Source organism: Amylibacter sp. IMCC11727 (genome assembly GCF_029854195.1).
In the GTDB taxonomy this organism is placed as follows: domain Bacteria; phylum Pseudomonadota; class Alphaproteobacteria; order Rhodobacterales; family Rhodobacteraceae; genus Amylibacter.
This window is the reverse complement of sequence record NZ_CP122960.1, coordinates 1,584,204-1,597,839: the sequence shown is the minus strand read 5'-3', so window position 1 is coordinate 1,597,839 and position 13,636 is coordinate 1,584,204. Positions and strand designations below refer to the sequence as shown.

General features: G+C 52.8%; 14 protein-coding genes. 11 read left to right on the top strand and 3 right to left on the bottom strand.

Features of this window, described 5'->3' with window-relative positions:
- Positions 1-94: 94 nt before the first annotated feature.
- A complete protein-coding gene (gene dksA / locus QBD29_RS08100) occupies positions 95-517 on the bottom strand; it encodes an RNA polymerase-binding protein DksA (protein WP_280100794.1) in 423 nt (140 codons plus the stop codon).
- Positions 518-783: 266 nt separating this feature from the next.
- On the opposite strand from dksA, the gene QBD29_RS08095 reads away from it, so the two are divergent.
- Genes QBD29_RS08095 through QBD29_RS08075 form a run of 5 tightly spaced genes read left to right on the top strand, consistent with a single transcriptional unit; the run spans position 784 to position 4,808 of the window.
- The gene (locus QBD29_RS08095) at positions 784-1,623 is read left to right on the top strand and encodes a MoxR family ATPase (RefSeq protein ID WP_280100793.1); all 840 of its coding nucleotides are present in this window, start codon (positions 784-786) and stop codon (positions 1,621-1,623) included.
- Between the two features lie 5 nt (positions 1,624-1,628).
- Positions 1,629-2,069: a GNAT family N-acetyltransferase gene (locus QBD29_RS08090; protein ID WP_280100792.1), complete on the top strand. Its 441-nt coding sequence runs from the start codon at positions 1,629-1,631 to the stop codon at positions 2,067-2,069.
- Positions 2,066-3,448 (top strand): DUF2927 domain-containing protein, encoded by a 1,383-nt coding sequence (locus QBD29_RS08085; protein WP_280100791.1) that lies wholly within the window; start codon positions 2,066-2,068, stop codon positions 3,446-3,448. Before QBD29_RS08090 ends, QBD29_RS08085 begins: the two co-directional genes overlap by 4 nt.
- Before the next feature lie 3 nt (positions 3,449-3,451).
- Positions 3,452-3,622 carry a hypothetical protein gene (locus tag QBD29_RS08080; RefSeq protein WP_280100790.1) on the top strand — a complete coding sequence of 57 codons (171 nt, stop codon included), beginning with the start codon at positions 3,452-3,454 and terminating at the stop codon, positions 3,620-3,622.
- 1 nt (position 3,623) lies between these two features.
- Positions 3,624-4,808, top strand: a complete 1,185-nt coding sequence (locus QBD29_RS08075) for a VWA domain-containing protein (protein ID WP_280100789.1) — start codon at positions 3,624-3,626, stop codon at positions 4,806-4,808.
- A gap of 10 nt (positions 4,809-4,818) precedes the next feature.
- Here the strand turns inward: QBD29_RS08075 and QBD29_RS08070 are convergent, their stop codons facing one another.
- Positions 4,819-6,081 carry an ImmA/IrrE family metallo-endopeptidase gene (locus tag QBD29_RS08070; protein ID WP_280100788.1) on the bottom strand — a complete coding sequence of 421 codons (1,263 nt, stop codon included), beginning with the start codon at positions 6,079-6,081 and terminating at the stop codon, positions 4,819-4,821.
- Positions 6,082-6,708: 627 nt separating this feature from the next.
- Between QBD29_RS08070 and QBD29_RS08065 the strand changes: the two genes are divergently transcribed.
- The 6 genes from QBD29_RS08065 to QBD29_RS08040 all read left to right on the top strand — a co-directional run bounded on the left by QBD29_RS08065 (position 6,709) and on the right by QBD29_RS08040 (position 12,613).
- Positions 6,709-8,097, top strand: a complete 1,389-nt coding sequence (locus tag QBD29_RS08065; RefSeq protein ID WP_280100787.1) for an NCS1 family nucleobase:cation symporter-1 — start codon at positions 6,709-6,711, stop codon at positions 8,095-8,097.
- 223 nt (positions 8,098-8,320) lie between these two features.
- Positions 8,321-9,427 carry an alpha-hydroxy acid oxidase gene (locus QBD29_RS08060; protein WP_280100786.1) on the top strand — a complete coding sequence of 369 codons (1,107 nt, stop codon included), beginning with the start codon at positions 8,321-8,323 and terminating at the stop codon, positions 9,425-9,427.
- A gap of 39 nt (positions 9,428-9,466) precedes the next feature.
- Complete coding sequence (locus QBD29_RS08055) at positions 9,467-10,012, top strand: tetratricopeptide repeat protein (RefSeq protein WP_280100785.1); 546 nt, start codon at positions 9,467-9,469, stop codon at positions 10,010-10,012.
- Between the two features lie 53 nt (positions 10,013-10,065).
- Positions 10,066-11,229: a cytochrome P450 gene (locus QBD29_RS08050; RefSeq protein ID WP_280100784.1), complete on the top strand. Its 1,164-nt coding sequence runs from the start codon at positions 10,066-10,068 to the stop codon at positions 11,227-11,229.
- 65 nt (positions 11,230-11,294) lie between these two features.
- Positions 11,295-11,972, top strand: a complete 678-nt coding sequence (locus QBD29_RS08045) for a M48 family metalloprotease (protein ID WP_280100783.1) — start codon at positions 11,295-11,297, stop codon at positions 11,970-11,972.
- Between the two features lie 80 nt (positions 11,973-12,052).
- Positions 12,053-12,613 (top strand): BLUF domain-containing protein, encoded by a 561-nt coding sequence (locus tag QBD29_RS08040; protein ID WP_280100782.1) that lies wholly within the window; start codon positions 12,053-12,055, stop codon positions 12,611-12,613.
- Positions 12,614-12,626: 13 nt separating this feature from the next.
- On the opposite strand, the gene QBD29_RS08035 is transcribed toward QBD29_RS08040, so the two are convergent.
- Positions 12,627-13,325, bottom strand: coding sequence for an SDR family NAD(P)-dependent oxidoreductase (locus QBD29_RS08035; protein WP_280100781.1), 699 nt, complete (start codon positions 13,323-13,325; stop codon positions 12,627-12,629).
- Between the last annotated feature and the right edge of the window lie 311 nt (positions 13,326-13,636).

Here is a 13,636-nt window from a genome sequence, read left to right as displayed (position 1 = left end):
GGTTTTCAGAGCCATGTTGAGACGAAATCATTGCCTCTCGCTTCGCTCGAACATGATGTTCGCCGCACGATTTTTACGACTTTCTGAAACCCGATTAGTCGTCGCGGTGGACGCGCTCTTTGCGTTCGTGACGTTCTTGTGCCTCAAGCGAAAGGGTCGCGATTGGGCGGGCGTCCAAACGTTTGAGTGAAATTGGTTCGCCTGTGTCATCACAATAGCCATAAGAGCCATCTTCGATGCGGCGCAATGCGCTTTCGATTTTGGCAACCAATTTGCGGGCCCGATCCCGTGTGCGCAGTTCGAGAGCACGATCGGTTTCTTCGGAGGCGCGGTCGGCCACATCAGGGATGTTGCGCGCGCCTTCTTGCATACCTTCGATGGTGTCTTTGCTGTCGGACATCAAGTCCGCTTTCCACGCCAAAAGCTTGCGACGGAAATATTCAGTTTGACGATCATTCATAAATGGTTCGTCTTCGGCCGGACGGTAATCGGCATCAAGAATGACTTCGGCTTTCACCTGCTTCTCCCTAGAATTCGCTGTCTGTGACATTACGCATTTCACCCAATGAAGCGATGAGCCTTAACGGAATGCGACGTTTGCAAAATCACCACTTTTGGTCAGAGTTGCGTCTGTGGAACACCGCGTACGTTAGAACTAATCGCTTTGATTTGCGCCTGATGTATCCGAGTCGTAGGGTAATGTCACCCCCAGTTGATACACGACTTGCAGCATTGTAACGCGATGAGTAGATTGCGCCTAAATTAGCAAGGGCGCGGAATAAAATGAAGTTTGAAGGCACTAAACAGTATGTTTCCACCGATGATCTGACGGTGGCAGTAAACGCGGCGATTGCGTTGCAACGCCCCCTTTTGGTGAAGGGCGAGCCTGGGACAGGTAAAACAGAGCTGGCGTTGCAAGTGGCCAAGGCGCTGGACCTGCCGATTTTGGAATGGAACATCAAATCCACCACCAAAGCACAGCAGGGTTTGTACGAATATGATGCGGTTTCACGTTTGCGCGACAGTCAGCTGGGCGAAGAGCGCGTGCATGATGTAAAAAACTACATCAAAAAGGGTAAGCTGTGGCAGGCGTTTGAAGCAGATGAGCGGTTGGTTCTGTTGATCGACGAGATTGACAAGGCGGACATCGAATTCCCCAATGATCTGTTGCAAGAGTTGGATAAGATGGAATTCCACGTCTATGAGACAGGTGAAACCATCAAAGCCAAGCAGCGCCCTATTGTGATCATCACATCTAACAACGAAAAAGAGCTGCCCGATGCGTTTTTGCGGCGGTGTTTTTTCCATTACATCCGTTTCCCGGACTCAGACACCATGAAACAGATTGTGGATGTGCATTTTCCAGGCATTAAGCCTGAGTTGGTGGCTGAGGCGCTTACCCAGTTTTATGAAATCCGTGAGACCCCTGGTTTGAAGAAAAAACCAAGCACGTCTGAAGTGTTGGATTGGCTGAAGTTGCTGCTGGTTGAGGATTTGGATCCAGCGGACATGAAACGGGACGGCAAAGATGCCCTGCCCAAGTTGCATGGGGCGTTGTTGAAGAACGAACAGGATGTGCATTTGTTCGAACGGCTGGCCTTTATGGCCCGTGGGAATAGATAAATCCCATGGCGACAACGGTTCGATATGTGACCGCCGAAGATGAAGCCGTTTGGCGTGATCTGTGGCGGGATTACTTGGCGTTTTACGAAACGGCGCGGGATGAGGATGTGTATGCAGAAACATGGCGGCGCATCCATGATCCTGACGAGCAGATGTTCGCTATGGTGGCCGAAACGCCTGAGCACGGGGGCGTTGGGATTGTGAATTTTCTGTATCATCGGTTTTTCTGGGGACCTAAAAATCGTATTTATCTGAATGATTTATACGTTCGGCCAGATGTGCGTGGCACGGGTGCAGGCAAGGCCATGATTAATGCGGTTGTGGCCCATGCTAAGGACAACAACTGCGAACAGGTTTGGTGGCTGACGGCCGAGGACAATGCGGTGGCGCGCAAGCTCTATGACGGGGTGGCGACGTTGAGCCCGTTTGTGAAGTATCAAATATGATCGGATTTAAGAGTTTCGCCGCAGGGGTCGTGGCCCTTCTGTTGGCTGGGTGTTCCAGCACACAGGCCCCTGTGTCAAAGCGTACGGCGCCTGATGTGGAATTGCCAGCGATGAGGCTGTTTGCAGCAGACTCTGCGCCGCGTGGTGTGGCACGGTCCAATGCGGATATTTTTGAAGAGTTCATTGATTACGCTTTTGCGCTGGAAAGCGGGCAAACGCTGGCCCGTTTTTCGCGGTTTGAAGGCAATGTCACCGTGGCGTTGGTGAATGCCAAGCGCCAGGTGGTGAGCCGCGATTTGGATCGTTTGCTGACGCGATTGCGCAATGAGGGCACAGTGCCAATCAATCGCGTGGCATCACCGACATCCGCCAATATTGTCATCGAACTGATCCCACAGCGTAAATTGCACCGTGTGGCCCCGAATGCGGCCTGTATTGTTGTGCCGCGCATGGGCAGTTGGGACGAATTTCGCAAAAGTCGGTTTAGCCGCCGTTCGGATTGGACATCGCTGACAGAACGCAAACGGGCGGCGATTTTCATGCCAAGCGATGTGTCTCCCCAAGACGCGCGGGACTGTTTACACGAGGAATTGGCACAGGCGCTTGGACCACTGAACGATCTGTATCGTGTGCCTGACAGCGTTTACAATGACGACAATTTCCACATTGTGCTGACGTCTTATGACATGCTGATGCTGCGCTTGTTTTACGCCCCAGAACTGCGGTCTGGTATGGCGAAACATGAGGTGGCGGCGGTTTTGCCCGCACTGTTGCGCCGTATGAACCCGAAAGGGGTTAGTTTAACACCGCGCCAGCTGCAGGAAACCCCTGATGCGTGGACGAAGGCCATTGAAACCGCTCTTGGGTCACGGGGGTCGCCGTCTGGCCGTGTGGCCGCCGCGACCCGCGCGGTGAATGTGGCCCGCCAAGCGGGCATCACCGATCACCGCTTGGGGTTCAGTTTTTACGCGCGGGCCCGTGTCAACGCAGCCCATGATCCGCGCACTGCGGCAGGGGATTATGCCCGTGCTTATGCCAATTTCGTGCAGGCGTTTGGGCCGTTTGATATTCACACAGCGCAGGCGGCGTTGCAGATGGCATCCCTGTCTGTGTCCGCAGGGGATTTGACGCAAGCCTTGCAGTATATCGAGCCCTCTATTGTGGCCGCAAAAACCGCGCAAAATGGGCGGTTGCTGTTCAGCCTATTGGCCATGAAGGCGGAAATTTACGAACACGGTGGTCGCGCATCCGAAGCCAAAGCCCTGCGCCAAGAGGCCATTGGGTGGGGTCAATACGGTGTGTATGAAACCAAAGAAATCAAGGATCGGCTAAAAATTATCGCTGGTCTTATTCCAAAACTTCCCGAAGGTGAGGGTTAATCCATGTTTGCAGTTCCTGCGTTTTTTATCGGTGCGTTGATCGGGTGGTGGCGCGCGCGCAAGATGGGCGGCAAGACCCTTGATCTGGTGCAATACGGATTTATCCACGGGCTGGCGTTTTTCCTGATTGTGCTGGTGTTAACCGTTATTGCTGATTGGCAGGGTTGGGTCTGAGATGTTTTTACGTTTCTTTGAAGCGCTGAGAGCCGCGAAAATACCTGTGAGTTTGCGCGAGTATTTGTCGTTTCTGGAAGCGGTGAAAACGGGCATGGTGATCTATGACGTAGAGGCGTTCTACTATCTGGCGCGAGCCACGATGGTAAAGGATGAGCGCAATCTGGATAAGTTCGATCTGGTGTTTGCGGACGTGTTCAAGGGCATGGAAAACCTTGACGTGGGCGACATTCTGAACGCGGTGGATGTTCCTGAGGACTGGCTGACCAAACTGGCGGAAAAGCACCTGTCCGAAGAAGAAATGGCCGAGATTGAAAGCCTTGGCGGGTTTGAAAAGCTGATGGAAACGCTGAAAGAGCGTTTGAAGGAGCAGGAAAAGCGGCATCAGGGCGGCAATAAGTGGATTGGCACGGCGGGGACATCGCCGTTTGGAGCCTATGGATACAATCCTGAGGGTGTGCGCATTGGGCAGGATAAGAGCCGCCATCAGAAGGCGACCAAGGTTTGGGACAAGCGGGATTTCAAGAACCTTGATGACAATGTGGAACTGGGCACGCGCAACATCAAGGTGGCGCTGAAACGGCTGCGCAAATGGGCGCGATCTGGCGCGGATGACGAGCTGGATTTGAACGGCACCATTCGCCAGACGGCCGAGAATGGCTATCTGGATGTGGTGACACGGCCAGAGCGGCGCAATGCGGTGAAGGTGCTGTTGTTCTTGGACGTGGGCGGGTCCATGGACCCGTATATCAAGATGATTGAGGAGCTGTTTTCAGCGGCCAAGACCGAGTTCAAACATCTGGAGTATTTTTACTTTCACAACTGCTTGTACGAGGGCGTATGGAAAGACAACAAACGGCGCTGGATGGAGCAGACGCCGACGTGGGATGTGCTGCGGACCTATGGCTCTGATTACAAATGTATTTTTGTGGGGGACGCGGCGATGAGCCCTTATGAGATTGTGTATAAAGGCGGTGCGAACGAGCACTGGAACGAGGAGCCGGGTCAGGTCTGGTTAGAGCGCGCGCAGGAACAGTGGCCCGGATCGGTTTGGATCAATCCTGTGAAGGAACAATATTGGCAGTATACGCATTCCACTGTGATGATGCAGGAGATATTCCAACAGCGGATGTTCCCGATGACGATCAAGGGGATTGAGGCGGCGATGAAGGAGTTGGGGCGTTGAGGGATTTGCTTTAAGCACTTATAATGGAGGCAAGTCTCTGAGCATTGTATCGTTGATCGTTCAATAGTCCGTGACTTTTTAATCTTATCTCAATGACTTGCTTGGATATTTTGAAGTATTCGGAAATGTCTGTAAGGAGTTGGTTGTAGGGTGAGTAGTTACAAGGTTGATCGTCAACAAACAGGTAACCATGACCCCGATCTTGAATGCCAAGTTGATTTCTTCGAACGGCTAACTGCAAGGCGAACTCGTCTTCGGGAAGAAGAAGCGCCGAAGAGAATTTGTTTGCTTGGGTTTCCAGCCTTTGTAAATTCGTGGCCTTCTGGCTGAATTGAACGAAAAGGTCCTTTTGGATAGTGGCTTCAGAACGAAGAAATTCACCATGTCCTAAATAAAAATGCCCTATCTCGTGGCCAAGCGTGAACCTTTCTCTAAATTCTGTCTCACTATCATTGATATGGATTTCATTGCGGTCAAAGTTAGCTGACCCAAGCACCTTGTTTCCCCTAGGATCCACGACAGTTCGCGCAGTGTACACCAAATTAACCCCTAAGTATTCACAAGCATCACTTAGGTTTACCGGTCCAGCAGAGTATCCAATCTTATTTAGAAGCGTCTTTGCGCGGGAAGTAATGTCGTGGTTGGAAATAGATGGCACTGATTTTGCGAGTTTGCTTTCAGTTTCCGGTGAATAAGAGGGATCAAGTTCTAACAATAACTTCGCGGGCGAGCTGACACACTTGCCATTGACATAAGCCGCAAACTTAAGTGCTTTGTCTTCATTTCCAGTTTCAAAGATTTGCTGTTCTAAAATACTTCCTTCCGCGAAAGTTCTACCCCTTCGATCTGCTACAACTTCGAACCCCTGTTCTTCAAATTTTATGATCCCAATCTTTCTTTTGTCGACGATGTTTCGTGCGCCAGATTGAAGTTTGCCAGAAACAACCAAAACACCTTTTACTCCGTTACCAAAAACCCGATGAAGCTTATCTGAAAAATCCGTAACATCACGTTCTTGGATATTGGCACTTTGATTTTTGCACTCAAAAACTACCGTCAGGTGTGGCTTCGAGGAGACTTCGCGGCGAATCTCAATTACGACATCAAATTCAATGTCACCCTGCCTTTCGCTGCAGTAGTATTTCTTCTTTTTGAAGATTTGACATTTGTCAGAGGGGTAAAAATCGAAAACTAGCAAACCAGCTGTTTTTTGGCCGATTAAATACGCAAAAAACTCATCCTCTAACCGATTGCATTTTTCAGTTGTGTTCATCTTCTCTCAATCAATGCGTCATTGTTGACTAATATTTCACCTATCAGGAGAATTTGCCAGAACAAAAAGTGATCAAACAAGCTGAATTACCCAACAACATCGCAAAAGAAACCAATTTATCCCAAGACCCGCTATCGCTTCCCGTTAACTTTTCAATCCGTCTTTGGGACTGTCGTTTGATTGGGAATATAAGGGCTACAGCCGTTCGAACTTTGGCGGAGCCGTGTTAGTTAAGACATCGGCGAAACATATTCATTCTGCCGCCGCTGCACGTTGTTGTCTGCCTCAGATGGTGTTTGAATACATTTAGAGGGTAGCGGAGTCCGAGGTGGGAACGGGTTGCAACATTTCTGGTGATCTCTTTGGCAAAGCCACCACAGGTCCGTTTGGGAATGCGCCGTTGGGGATGGGCAGTCTGTTCCAACGCGCATCACACAACTCAGGCGGGTTTTGGTGTGTTTTACCGTCTCAAAGAGCGACATAAATATCATTATAAGAAATTTTTATTCCTATTGGGAATATTATTGTGCTATTGTTAGAATACTTAGCAACAAATCTATTGGGCTGCTCCTTTAGACACTGGGTCGAGATTGCAGTTTAATAGGTTCATCTATCGGGGACACGAAAATGGATGATCAAAATGCACTGAGACCAGTGACAAGCGACGAAAAGTCGTGGGGCTGGTTCGGAATCTTTAATGTTTGGGCAAACGATGTCCAATCTCTCTTTGGCTACTCGTTGGTGGCATCGCTGTTTATTTCATTCGGCGTGAGCGGTTGGACCGCCTTTGCCGCTTTGGTCCTGTCTGGACTTTTCGTGATGTATATGGTGAACCTTTCCGGGGCTGCGGGTGAAAAATATGGCATCCCCTACCCTGTTTTTGCACGGGCCAGCATGGGGACGGCCGGATCAAAATTGCCAGCGGTTCTGCGCGCTGTTGTGGCGATTTTCTGGTATGGTGTGCAGGTTTACTTTGCCTCCACGGCGCTGACGCTGTTGATCAATGCGCTGACAGGGTCCTCAGGGGGCACTGAGATCCTCGGTATTACACCTGTGGGTTGGCTGTCGTTCCTGATCGTTTGGGCCATTCACATCTTCATCTTCTGGCGCGGCATGGGCTGGGTTGAGCGGTTTTTGAACTTTGCTGGGCCCTTTGTTTATGCGGTTATGATCGCTTTGGTTGTGGTGCTTTGGATCAAATCAGACGGTCAATTGCTGTCATCAGCCCGTACGATTTTCGCCAATCCAGAAGGAACCTGGGGCACTGAGTTCACAGGGTTTATTGCCATCTTTGGGACAATGGTTGCGTATTTCTCTGCGGTTATGATCAACTTCAGCGACTTTTCACGCTATGCCAAAGACAAAGCAGCCATGACGAAAGGCAACCTGACAGGTCTGCCGCTGAACATGATCCTGTTTTCTGCTTTGGCGTTGTTGACCACAGCAGGTGCGGCAGTTGTTTACGGCGAAGCCATCATCAACCCAACCGAGATCGTGGAAAAAGCGGATAGCGTTGTGCTGAGCATTATTGCGGCGCTGACGTTCCTTGCGGCGACAATCGGTATCAACTTGGTTGCGAACTTTATCCCTGCGGTCAACGGCATTGCCAACTTGGCCCCTACCAAGATGAGCTTTCGCAACGCGGGTTTGATTACCTCTGCTTTTGCACTGGTGATTGGTGGTTTGTGGACAGCGGTGATTAGCCAGATTGGCATCAGCGGGTTTGTGAACACACTGGGCGCCACATTGGCCCCGCTGTTCGGTATCCTGATCGTTGACTATTACATCGTGAAAAAGCAGCAGTTGAATGTGGATGACCTTTATAACATGGATGGTGGTGCATATCACTATGGCAACGGCTGGCATGATAACGCGGTGATTGCCTTTGTGATTGCGGCTGTCTTTTCGGTTGCGACTGTTTGGGTGCCGTTCTTGGGTCAACTGGGCGGTTACGCGTGGATCATCGGCGCATTGCTCGGTGGTGTTATTTACCACGTGCGTTGCAAAACGTCCTAATCCAGTAATCACTTGAAATTGCGTGCAGCCAGACCCTGTTTGGCTGCACGTTTTTGTTTGAATGGGGTGGTCAGCAGCCTGCAATGGGCCCGCAATTGCCCCGATCCATACGACCTAAAACCTCCTTTCGCATATCGTTAACCTTGCATTATGGCCGTGGGTCTGGTGTGAGTTGCTGCCTATAGAGGATCACCTCTTTACGATTTTGGAGCGGCATCACGCCATGACATCTGCATCCCACATCCATTCCGCCGCTGACGCGCGTCGATTGGCCAAGCGCCGTTTGCCTTGGATGGTGTTTGATTACATCGATGGGGCGGCGGGGTCTGAGGTTGGAGCGGATCGGGCTCGGGCTGCGCTCGATGCGGTGACGTTGCAGCCGAAAATCCTGCGGGATGTTTCGGTGCGGGATACGTCGGTGAGCCTCTTTGGGAAAACCACTGCTATGCCGTTTGGCATTGCGCCGATGGGGATGTGTAATTTGTCTGGGCCAGGGGCGGATTTGATGTTGGCGCGATTGGCGGCGAAGCATTCGGTTCCGCATGGGGTGTCTACCGTGGCGTCAACGCCGATGGAGGAGATCCTTGAGGTGTCTGAGGGGAACGCTTGGTTTCAGCTTTATTTCAGCGGGGATGGCACGGGAACGTTTAAGCTGGTGGAGCGGGCGAAAGCCTGTGGGTATGAGACTTTGGTCGTCACGGTGGACGTGCCCGAGGTGGGGCGGCGGCCGCGGGAGTTGCGGCATGGGTTTAAGATGCCGTTTAAGATCGGGCCAAAGCAGTTTGTGGATTTCGCCCTGCATCCGCGTTGGTCGCTGACCTCACTGTTCGCAGGCAAGCCGCAGATGGCGAATTTCCTGATGGATGGGTATGAGTTTGATCGCACCGAAAGCCGTGCAAAGGCCACTTGGGACACGCTGAAACAGTTGCGGGATATGTGGCCTGGCAATCTGGTGGTGAAGGGCGTTCTGGATGTGGAGGATGCGGTGCGGCTGAAGGCCGAGGGGGTGGATGCGATCCAAGTGTCGAGCCACGGGGCGCGGCAGTTGGAGAGTGCGCCTGCGCCGATTGCGGTGCTGCCTGAGATACGGGCGGCGGTGGGGGATGATTTTCCGTTGTTCTTTGACAGTGGATTGCGGTCTGGCGAGGATGTGTTGAAGGCGCTGTATAGTGGCGCGGATTTCGCGTTCTTTGGGCGGTCCTTGCAGTTTGCCATTGCGGCGGGTGGTGAAGCAGGCCTCGCGCAGTTGTGGGATGTGTTCACGGATGAGCTGTCGATCGGGATGGCGCAGACGGGGATTACGGATGTGCGGCAGCTTTATAAAGCGTGATTTCTTGACAGATTAATCGGACGCGCTCCATTCTAGGGCATGAAACGCGTTTTGATCCCTGCCTTTTGCCTGCTGACCTCCCCTGCCCTTGCGCTGTGTCCTGTGATGCCTGACCGATCTGCGGAACGTGCGGCATTGATCGAGACCATGCGTACCTCGGATACGATGGCGAAGGGTCAAGCGGCGGTGGATGCCATGTGGGCCTATTACCGCGCGGCCCCCAATGACACGGCGCAAGAGATGCTCAATGGTGGCATGGGGGCCATTCGGATTGGGGATTTGATCACGGCGGTGGATGTGCTGACGGAGTTGGTGGGGTATTGTTCGACCTATGCGGAAGGGTACAACCAGCTGGCCTTTGCCTACTACCTGCGCGGTCAAAATGCGCGGTCCGAGGCGTTGTTGAAGAAAACGCTGGAGTTGGAGCCACAACACTTTGGGGCGTTGTCTGGGCTGGGGCTGATTTATTTTCGCACTGCGCGACCTGCGCTGGCGCGGATCTATTTGCAGCGGGCCGTGGATTTGAACCCATGGTCGAATGAGCGGGCGTTGTTGGAGCAGTTGCCTGAGGGCGATGATTTGTAGTTGATTTCGGCACTCAGCAGGTTCTTAATGTGTTAACGACCTTATGAGGCCCCATGTCAAACGCCCCTTTTTACGAAATTGACGCACAAGCGTTTAAGGCGGACCCCTACCCCGATTTGGCGAAGATGCGGGCAGATGGTGGTATTCACTTTGTGCCACAATTGGGCGCGACGCTGTTCACGCAGCGTGCGGATATTTTTGTGTGTGAAAAGAATATTGAGGTGTTTTCCAGCCGTCAGCCCGGTGGATTGATGGATGTGCTAATGGGCCAAAACATGATGCGCAAGGATGGGGATGCGCATATGGCGGAACGGCGGGCGGTGTTTCCTGCGCTATCCCCGCGCACGGTGATGGATCACTGGAAGGGCGCGTTTGAGACAGCGGCGGCGCGTTTGTTGAATGGCATTGCGGATCGTGGTGAGGCGGATTTGGTGGCTGAATACGCTATGCCCCTATCTGGGGCAGCGTTGCAGGTGATAACAGGGTTAACTAATATGTCGCCCGAAGAGATGGATCGCGTTAGCCAGGGGATGATTGACGGGATTGCGAATTACGCGGGGGATGCGGCCATTGAGGCCCATTGCAAAGACTGTACCGCCAGTATTGATCGCCATATTGATGCGCGGCTAGATGCACTGCGTGCGGCCCCTGATAAGAGCCTGTTGTCAGTGCAAATGCAAGCGGGACTGCCAGAGGAGAGTGTCAGGGCAAATGTGAAGCTGGCGATTTCGGGGGGGCAAAACGAACCACGTGATGCAATTGCGGGGGCTGTCTGGGCGATGGTGTCCCATCCAGATCAATTGGGTGCAGTAGAGCGAGGGGCTACCACGTGGCGGGCGGTGTTTGAGGAATATGCGCGGTGGATTTCACCTATTGGCATGTCGCCGCGGCGCGTGGATCAGGCATTCGCGTATAAGGGTGTGACGTTTGAGCCTGATGAACGGGTATTTTTTATGTTCGGGTCCGCAAATCGAGATGAGGCGGAATTTGATGCGCCCGATCGCTTTGACGTGATGCGGGACACAGGCCGCGCCATCGCCTTTGGTGCGGGGCCGCATTTTTGTGCGGGTGCGGCGGCGAGCCGTGTGTTGATTGCCGAGGTGGCCCTGCCGATGTTATTTGCGCGATTGCGAGGAATGCGTGTTGTGGAAGAGCCTGTTTTCGAGGGGTGGGCGTTTCGAGGGCCGTTGAGCCTGTGCGTAGCCTGGGACGTTTGAGTATTTTTCGACAAAAGAAACAGGGAGCCGTTGCCCAACTGCCTGCCCTGCCCCATATGTGATTTATGTTGAAGGTTGCTCCTATATTGCTCGCGCTGCTTTATGGCGTGGTTTACTATCGGTTTTCGGTCTGGCGCACCCGTGCAGAGTTGGATGCGAAGTCAACAGAATTGGCGGATCCCAAGTTGCGGGGCATGTGTGATCGAATGGCAGAGGCGCTCGATCTGGATCAGGTGAAGGTTCATATTTATGAAATTGAACCTGTGAATGGATTGGCAGCCCCTGATGGGCGGATTTTCATCACACGCGGTTTTTTCAAAAAATACACAGCGGGTGAGGTTTCGGTGGAAGAAATGGCCAGCGTGATTGCCCATGAATTGGGGCATGTGGCGCTGGGGCATTCGCGCAGACGGATGATTGATTTTTCGGGGCAGAATGCGGTGCGCGTGGCGCTTGGCATGATCCTTGGGCGCATTATTCCAGGGGTTGGGCCGTGGCTGGCGGGGATATTGGCGAGCATGTTGGCGGCGCGGTTGTCGCGACAAGACGAATATGAAGCGGATGCCTATGCGGCGGCGCTGTTGACCAAGATCGGTGTGGGCGTCGCCCCCCAAAAAACGCTGTTTGAAAAGTTGGAAGCCTTGGTTGGGGCCTCTGGTCAACCGCTGGCGTGGTTGATGAGCCATCCCAAGACCGAAGATCGAATTGCGGCGATCGAGGCCTTAGAAGCGCGCTGGAATTAACACAATATTGCCTTGGAATGTTTACACCCCGTTTACCCTGACGCTCTAGGGTCGGTTTAGAGGGGTCAGGAAGGCATGATATGTTAAACAGAGTATTCTATGAAAGCCGCGCCATAAGCCGATTTGGCCCGATCACATTGCTCAGTCTGCAAAAACGATGTGTGCAGCGCAATTTAGCGGATGGCATTACAAGTTTTATGTTTTCAAACCAAAAGCGGATTTTTCAAGTGCTGGAAGGGCCTGAGGATAAAGTGGATGCCACCATGGCGCGGATCACCGACAGCCGTTTGCATGATACGGTGAAAATCCGGGCGGTGATGCGAGACACGGAGCGTAAGTTTCAGCATTGGCCGTTTGGGGCAACAAACACGGACGATCCTGAATTTAAGCGGGTGATGACAGCGGGCATGATGACGGATTTCTTTTCTTTGGACGTGTTGCAAGCCGAACGGGTGCTGAGCATTGTTGCATCGCGCAAACGCCGTGCGGTGAAAGTGGATGAATATTCCGCGAAACTGCGCAATTTCAGCCGAAAGCGGCCACCGCGTGGGTTCTTTACTGTGCCAGATAAACCCAAACCTGTGAAAACTGGGCGTGTGTTTTTCCAAAACACCAAAGCGCAGCGTGCCGCTGGAGGTTAGCGAAAGGCTCTACTTACCATTCGACGGGCACCCCCTGCCAATCAAAGAATTGGCCCGTGTCAGATGGGCGAAGGTTTGACAGCACATCCAGAATGTTTTGTCCCGCCGTAGCCGGGGCAACAGCGGGATTGTTGCCCACATATTTTTCGGTAAGGGGCGTGCGCACCGTGCCCGGATGAATGGCGACACAAGTGGACAACGGATGCGAACGGGTAAGTTCGATAGATGCGGTGCGAATGATTTGGTTTAGCGCAGCCTTTGCGGCGCGATAACTGATCCAGCCGCCCAGTTGATTGTCCCCAATGGAGCCAACCCGCGCCGACAGCGCCGCAATCAGCGCGGGTCGATCTTTGGGCAAAAGGCGCGACACATGTTTGAACACAAGCGCTGGGCCAATGGCATTGAGCGCGAATTGAGCCTCAAACGCGGCGGATTGAATGCTGCGCAAAGATTTTTCTGGGGCAAAGCCATCTACTTCGAGCCCGCCTGTGGCGATCAGGATGGCATCAAAGGGGCCATCAAGCTGACCAAGGTGTTCTGCCACCGAGGTTTCATCCGTGATGTCAAAATCGTCAGCGGCCCGTGACAGCATGGTCACATTCATCATGCCACAGATATTGCCAGCCGCAATGGCGCAGGCTTGGCCAATGCCGCCAGATGCACCGATAATCAATACGCGTGAAGAAGGGCCAAGGGCCGATTGGGTTGTCATCCCTACATCGTAAGGGGCTGGTGCGGCGACACAAGAGGGAATGAAATTTCTTTGCACAGAAGGCCATTACATTAGGGGCAATTGGGACAGGATTTTGGCGTGAAGCACACGGGGTCTTTTCAAGGGGAAAAAACCGCGTATAAAGGCGGTATGAGACACAGCGCACATATCCCCAATCCGATGGCCCCACAGGCCGCGATTGCTGCTGCGCTGCTCCTCCTACTTAGCCGCCTCTGAGCGTGTCGGGGTCCGGCGCGTGCGCTCAGGGGTGAGACCAATCCGCGCTGACACCTAACCCCTTTTGAAAGATT